The following is a 5,263-nucleotide window of genomic DNA, read 5'->3' on the forward strand; positions in this document are numbered from 1 at the left end:
CGCATGGAGAGTTAAACATGGTTAACTGGCGCAACACTCGCTTACCCAAACTGGAGGGCGAGAACGAAATAACCAGCATGTACGAAGCCGCCCTAAACCTGACCTACGAGCTAGATTTCCAATACTGCGCATTCACCCTCAGTTCACATCAAACCAACAGCCAATCGAAGACCATCAATATCAACAACTACTCGAATGAGTGGAATACGCTGTACAAGCAAGAACACTACTTTGATCTGGACCCTGTCGTTGCGCATTGCAAACGCTCGGTGCTCCCGATCGTATGGGACGAGAAAACCTTTTCCTCGGTACCGGACTTGTGGGTTCATGCCCAGTCCAACGGACTGAATTTCGGATGGACCCAATCGGTTCATGACTTCCAGGGTGTTTTCAGCATGTTGAGCCTGGGGCGTGCCACCGGCCCAGTGGGCCCTGAAGAACTCTATGAAAAAGCCGGGCAAGTGCTCTGGATTTGCCACGCCATGCACGCGGTGGTGGCAAAAAAATACGCAGACAAGCCCAGCCCGCAAGCACCCAGCAAATTGACCCCGCGGGAAACCGAAATCCTGCAATGGTCGGCAATGGGCAAGACCGCCTCGGACATCGCCACCATCCTGTGCCTGTCCGAACGCACGGTCGGCTTCCATATCAGCAGTGCGATGAAGAAACTGGGGGTCAGTAACAAGATTGCCGCCGTGATCACGGCAGTAAAATGCGGGTTGTTTTAAACACCGAATGTAATCCAGGGCAAAAAAACGTAACATTTGCAGCCAGTTCCGGGTGATGACGCAAGCTCCTGATGAGCCTTACGTCGGCGCTCACCCCGATGGTTCGCTTACCCAGAGTTCCCCCCTACATGCCCCTGCTCGACAGCCCCTTCGCCCAACTCGACCTGATCCGTCAGCCAGAACAGCACAACGACCCGCTGCAAGCATTTGATGCAGCCGATGAGTATTTGCTCAGCTACCTGGCGGAACAACAGCCGACGCCTACGACCCGCGTGCTGGTGCTCAACGACAGTTTCGGCGCCCTGGCGGCCAGCCTCGAAGGGCATGTGCAGGTCACCTCCAGCGGCGACTCGTTCCTCGGCGCCCTGGGCCTGGAAAAAAACCTGGCGCGCAATGGCAAGGCCTTCGACGCGGTAACGTTCCTGCCCGCCAGCCAGACACCTGCCGGGCCGTTCGACCGCGTGCTGATCCGCGTGCCAAAAACCCTGGCCCTGCTCGAAGAACAACTGATTCGTCTGCAAGGCCAACTGGCACCCGGCGCCGAAGTGATTGCTGGGGCGATGGTCAAGCACCTGCCACGGGCTGCCGGCGAACTGCTGGAGCGCTATGTCGGCCCGATGCACGCGTCACTGGCGGTAAAAAAGGCCCGGCTGCTGATCGCCACCCTGGCCGATCGGCCACACGCCGTATCGCCCTACCCTACGCGCTACAGCCTGGAAACCCCGGCCATCGAACTGCTCAACCACGCCAACGTGTTCTGCCGCGAAGGCCTGGACATCGGCACCCGGGCCTTCCTGCCGCACCTGCCACAAAACCTGGGCGGCGCCCGCGTAGCCGACCTGGGTTGCGGTAATGGCGTCCTGGCGATTGCCAGCGCGCTGCAAAACCCCGAGGCGCAGTACACGCTGGTCGACGAGTCTTATATGGCGGTGCAATCGGCGGCCGAGAACTGGCGCGCGGCGCTGAGCGAACGTGAAGTGCTGATTCGCCCCGGCGACGGCCTGGCCGATCAGGAAGCGCAGTCACTGGATGTGGTGCTGTGCAACCCGCCGTTCCACCAGCAGCAAGTGGTGGGAGACTTCCTCGCCTGGCGCATGTTCCAGCAAGCGCGGGAAGCGTTGGTGGTGGGCGGCGCCCTGTACATCGTCGGCAACCGTCACTTGGGTTATCACACCAAGTTGGCGCGGTTGTTCCGTGGCGTCGAGCAAGTGGCGACCACGCCGAAGTTCGTGGTCCTCAAGGCGCGCAAATAAAAAAGCCCTCCATGAAGGAGGGCAATAGTTACAACGGGATGTCAGTGGGTGGTCAGGCCCGCGGCATTCATGAACATGCGCATCAGGCTGGCCACTACGAACAGGGCCAGGACGCTGCCGGTCCAGATCATCGCCAGCCAGCCCAGGCGCTGCCAGAGCGGCTTTTTCTCGGCCTGTTCGATGTCGTGCAACGAAGGTTTGCCGGACATGAGTCAATCCTCCTAGTGATAACCGTCTTCGTGGGTGACCTTGCCGCGGAACACGTAGTAGCTCCAGAAGGTGTAGCCCAGGATGAACGGAATGATGAACAAGGTGCCCACCAGCATGAAGCCCTGGCTTTGCGGCGGTGCGGCGGCGTCCCAGATCGAAACTGACGGCGGGATGATGTTCGGCCACAGGCTGATCCCCAAGCCACTGTAGCCAAGGAAGATCAGCACCAGCGTCAGCAGGAACGGCGTGTAGTGCGCATTGCGGGCCACGGCGCGAATCAGGCCGTACATGGTCACCAGCACGAGGATCGGCACCGGCAGGAACCAGAACAGGTTCGGCAGGGTGAACCAGCGCGAGGCGATTTCCGGGTGGGCCAGCGGCGTCCAGAGGCTGACGATACCGATCACCGCCAGCACCACGAACGCCAGGGGCCGGGCCAGGTTGTGCATCTTCTCCTGCAAGCTGCCTTCGGTCTTCATGATCAGCCAGGTGCAGCCCAGCAGCGCATACGCCACGATCAGGGCCACGCCGCAGAACATCGTGAACGGCGTCAGCCAGTCCAGTGAGCCACCGGCAAATTGGCGGTCGACCACCGGTATGCCATCAATGAACGCCCCCAGCGCCACGCCCTGGAAGAACGTCGCTGCCAGCGAGCCGCCGATGAAGGCCTTGTCCCACAGGTGACGCTTGTCGTCCTTGGCCTTGAAGCGGAACTCAAACGCCACGCCGCGAAAGATCAGCCCGATCAGCATCAGCATCAGTGGCAGGTAAAGCGCCGAGAGCACCACCGAATAGGCCAGCGGGAACGCGCCAAACAACGCCGCGCCGCCGAGTACCAGCCAGGTTTCGTTGCCGTCCCACACGGGGGCGACGGTGTTCATCATCACGTCACGGTCGGTCTTGCCCGGGATGAACGGGAAGAGAATGCCGATCCCCAGGTCAAAGCCGTCCATGACCACGTACATCATGATGCCGAAGATGATGATCACGGCCCAGATCAGCGGAAGATCAATACCCATGGCTCAATTCCCCTTGTTCAAGGTGTCGCCGTGATCGGCATCGGCACTGTCATCGGCCGCCGACAACGGACGCGCCGGTGTGCGTTTCTGCCCAGGGCCACCGTGGGTGGGCTCGGTGCTTTCGTGGGTCACAGGCCCTTTGCGCACCAGGCGCATCATGTAGCCCAGGCCCGCGCCGAACAGCGCGAAGTACACCACCACAAACAACACCAACGTAATGCTCATCTGCGAAAAACTGTGGTTGGACGAGGCGTCCGCCGTGCGCATCAGCCCGTAGACCACCCACGGCTGTCGGCCGATCTCGGTGGTGAACCAGCCGGCGAGAATCGCGACCAGGCCGGACGGGCCCATCCACAGCGCCAGGTACAGGAACGGCTTGGACGTGTACATCTTGTCGCCACGGCGCAGCCAGAGGCTGAACAGGCCGGTGAAGATCATCAGGAAGCCCAGGCCAACCATGACCCGGAACGACCAGAACACGATGGTCGAGTTGGGACGGTCCTCAGGCGGAAACTCCTTGAGGGCCGGCACCTGCTTGTCCAGGGAGTGGGTCAGGATCAGGCTGCCCAGGTATGGGATTTCCACCGCAAATCTGGTTTTCTCGGCCTTCATGTCCGGCCAGCCGAACAGGATCAGCGGCGTAGGCTCATTGCCGATATTTTCCCAGTGGCCTTCAATCGCGGCGATCTTCGCCGGTTGATGCTTGAGAGTATTCAGGCCGTGGAAGTCACCGATGACCGCCTGGATCGGCGCAACGATCAGCGCCATCCACATTGCCATCGACAGCATGGTGCGGATCGCCGGGTTGTCCTTGCCACGCAGCAAGTGCCAGGCCGCCGAGGAACCGACGAAGAACGCGGTAGCGACGAACGCGGCCGTGGCCATGTGCATCAGGCGGTAGGGGAACGACGGGTTGAAGATCACGGCCAGCCAGTCGGTTGGAATCACCCGGCCATCAATGATTTCAAAGCCCTGTGGCGTCTGCATCCAGCTGTTGGAGGCAAGAATCCAGAAGGTCGAGATCAGCGTGCCGACGGCCACCATCACCGTGGCAAAGAAGTGCAGCTTGCGTCCGACCTTGTTCCAGCCGAACAGCATGACCCCAAGGAAGCCGGCTTCGAGGAAGAATGCCGTGAGCACCTCATAGGTCAGCAACGGCCCGGTGACGGCACCGGCGAAGTCCGAGAAGCGGCTCCAGTTGGTGCCGAACTGATAGGCCATGACCAGGCCGGAGACCACGCCCATGCCGAAGTTGACGGCAAAGATCTTCGACCAGAAATGGTAGAGGTCACGGTAGGTGTCGTTGTGGGTCTTGAGCCACAGGCCTTCCAGCACCGCAAGGTAACTGGCCAGGCCGATGGTGATGGCCGGGAACAGGATATGGAATGAGATGGTGAACGCGAATTGAATTCGGGCGAGATCTAGCGCCTCCAAACCGAACATAAGTCTTCCTCTGTCAGGTAATACCGAATGCTGGCTGGAGGCCTGCACCCACTGCCCCCACGGATATGGAGTGTGGCGAATTCAAATTCGTTTCTTTTTATAACCAACCACGCAGGGATTCTGGCCTTGCGGCCGCCAGAGCAATCCCGGCGAAGGTTTTGATCTGGATCAAGCATTGCTGAAAGAGTAGTCCCATTTTCGCGAGAGCAAGGCGTGGTCTTTTGCCGCGTGACAGGTTGCCTCAGTGGTCACTGGGTGTTGTCTTTGGTGAGATTGGGCGTGTTTTGGGTGTATATCCGTTATTTGGGTGATGGCTGGTATTGGTTCCGCTCTTACAGCGGCTCACTTTTGAAAAGCGCAAAAGTAAGCAAAACGCTCTTGCCCCACCACTCGGCTCCTCGCYTAGGCTCGGAGTGCCCTCACTCCGGCTTTGGACCGTGGGCCGCCGTCATGGGCCATCCTTGGCCCAGGACGGCTAACCTGGCGTCCTGCCAGGTTACCCACGCTCCAAAGCCTGCGTTCGGCCAGCGTGGTTTAACGGGGCGCCTAAGATCAAAATCAAGATCAAAAGCAAAAGCACAGCGGCCTCCCGGCCGGCTTGAGTGTTGAA

Annotated in this window: 5 protein-coding genes; 2 read left to right on the forward strand and 3 right to left on the reverse strand. The window is 60.0% G+C overall.

The window, feature by feature from the left end:
* Window positions 1-17: 17 nt before the first annotated feature.
* Window positions 18-728: a LuxR family transcriptional regulator gene (locus JV201_RS25485; RefSeq protein ID WP_219407226.1), complete on the forward strand. Its 711-nt coding sequence runs from the start codon at window positions 18-20 to the stop codon at window positions 726-728.
* Window positions 729-856: 128 nt separating this feature from the next.
* Complete coding sequence (locus JV201_RS25490) at window positions 857-1,981, forward strand: methyltransferase (protein WP_219406169.1); 1,125 nt, start codon at window positions 857-859, stop codon at window positions 1,979-1,981.
* Window positions 1,982-2,022: 41 nt separating this feature from the next.
* Here JV201_RS25490 and JV201_RS25495 read toward each other — a convergent pair whose 3' ends face one another.
* From JV201_RS25495 to JV201_RS25505, 3 genes are read right to left on the reverse strand one after another with little or no spacing between them, the layout of a single operon-like run.
* The gene (locus JV201_RS25495; protein WP_003215809.1) at window positions 2,023-2,190 is read right to left on the reverse strand and encodes a DUF2474 domain-containing protein; all 168 of its coding nucleotides are present in this window, start codon (window positions 2,188-2,190) and stop codon (window positions 2,023-2,025) included.
* Window positions 2,191-2,202: 12 nt separating this feature from the next.
* On the reverse strand, window positions 2,203-3,210 hold the full coding sequence (cydB, locus tag JV201_RS25500) for a cytochrome d ubiquinol oxidase subunit II (RefSeq protein WP_008432810.1): 1,008 nt from the start codon (window positions 3,208-3,210) through the stop codon (window positions 2,203-2,205).
* Between the two features lie 3 nt (window positions 3,211-3,213).
* Window positions 3,214-4,653: a cytochrome ubiquinol oxidase subunit I gene (locus tag JV201_RS25505; RefSeq protein ID WP_219406170.1), complete on the reverse strand. Its 1,440-nt coding sequence runs from the start codon at window positions 4,651-4,653 to the stop codon at window positions 3,214-3,216.
* Between the last annotated feature and the right edge of the window lie 610 nt (window positions 4,654-5,263).

It is taken from the genome of Pseudomonas sp. Colony2 (genome assembly GCF_019382755.1).
In the GTDB taxonomy this organism is placed as follows: Bacteria; Pseudomonadota; Gammaproteobacteria; order Pseudomonadales; family Pseudomonadaceae; genus Aquipseudomonas.